At 64.6% G+C, this 1,645-nt stretch carries 1 protein-coding gene; it reads right to left on the bottom strand.

The features are described 5' to 3' along the window. On the bottom strand, positions 1-1,645 hold a 1,645-nt coding region (locus HMPREF3113_RS18905; RefSeq protein WP_254665233.1), incomplete at both ends, for a TonB-dependent receptor.

Raw genomic sequence — 1,645 nt, 5'->3', positions numbered from 1 at the left:
CTGCAGCGAGCCGAAGCGGCCGATGTCCTGCAGATACTTGAAGCCGACCGTCACGGCCTGCAGGTTCTGGCGAGCCACGTTCATCTTCGGGGTGTACAGGCTGCTCAGGTTGCCGGCGGCGTCGCGCACGACCCAGTCGGCCACGTTCTGGCAGCTGGCCGAAGAGCCGTTGGGCAGGCCGTTGCGGCAGTAGTACTCGGCCAGCAGAAGCTGGTCGGTGCTGGCCGTATCGACTTCGTTCTCGATCTTCCAGTTGTAGTAGTCGGCCGAGATGGAGAGGTTCGCCATCGGTGCCCAGACCACGCCTGCATTCCAGACATCGGCCGTGATCGGCTCCAGGTCCGGGTTGCCGGCGCGCTCGGAGTACACCGAGACGTTGTCGTGGTAACGGCAGTCGGCGGTGTTGCCCGGTGCATAGCCCAGGGTGCCGCAACGGTAGTAGTCGGTCGAGTTGGCCGCGTAGTACCCGCTCTTGCCCTGGAAGGCATCGGACAGGGTCGGTGCGCGGAACGCAGTGCCGTACTTGCCGCGGAACAGCAGGCTGTCGATCGGGCGGTATTCCAGGCCCAGGCTGTAGGTAGCCTTGTCGACGGTGTTGTCGGCGATCTTGAACGCGTCATAGCGACCCGAAGCGGTCACCGTGACCTGCTCCAGCACCGGCATGCGCAGTTCGGAGGTCACCGCATAATTGCTGCGGTGGCCATTGCCAGCCACGGCCGAGGAGCCCCACACCTGGCCGTCCAGCAGGCGCTGGTCGGGGGAGTAGTCCCAGCCTTCGCTGCCACCTTCAACCACCACGGCGAAGCCGGCATCGCCGCCCGGCAGCGAGAACAGCGAGCCGTTGGTGATCTGCACGCGGCCCAGGTTCTGCCAGGTACGGCTGCGGTTGGTCGCGTAGCCGGTGAAGCTGGCGAAATCTTCCGGCGAGATCGGCGAGTAGAACGCGTCGTAGTTCGGGTTGTAGATGCCCCAGCCGTCGGCCGTGGTGCCCAGCTGCGGGCCCAGCACGTGTTCGGCGAAGTAGTTGTTGATCGGGTCCTTCCAACGCATGAACTTGTTTTCGGTGAGCTTGTACTCACCGCGGGTGAAGCTGGCGCTGTAGTCCCAGTTGCCGGCCATGCCCTTCGCGCCCAGGGTCACCTGGTAGGAGCGGCTCTCGTCACTGTTGAGGACGTCGTTGTAGCCCTGGCCACCGATGTCTTCCGGGGCGAACGCGCGCTGCAGGTTCACCACCTTGCCCGAGGACTGGTCGTAGAAGCCGCCCATGCCGCTCTTGGTGCCCCACCACAGGTAGCTCGAACCGGAGGTGTACTCGGTCTTTTCCTTGCTGTACAGCACGTCGGCGAACAGCTGCAGGTTGTCGTTGACGTCGAAGGTCATCGCCGAATAGAACTGGCCGCTGTCCTTGCCGTTCTTGAGCGTCTTGTAGCCGGCGCCGAAGTAGGTGCCGCACGACTGGCCGGTCGGGCGGGTGCCCAGCACGGTGGTGCCACCGAACTGGCTGGCCACGTTGGCGCAGTTGTTCGGGTCCATCATGTACAGGCGGTTGGTATCGGCGTCGATGACGGCGAAATCGTTGCTCGGCAGCTGCGCGGTGTAGCCGTTGGCATTGGTGGTGCGGGTCAGGTCGCGCTGGTAGCCCCAG

The sequence above is a fragment of the Stenotrophomonas sp. HMSC10F06 genome (assembly GCF_001807865.1).
Classification (GTDB): Bacteria; Pseudomonadota; Gammaproteobacteria; order Xanthomonadales; family Xanthomonadaceae; genus Stenotrophomonas; species Stenotrophomonas bentonitica_A.
Note: the sequence above shows the minus strand (reverse complement) of the source record. Positions and strands in the feature narration are given on the sequence as shown.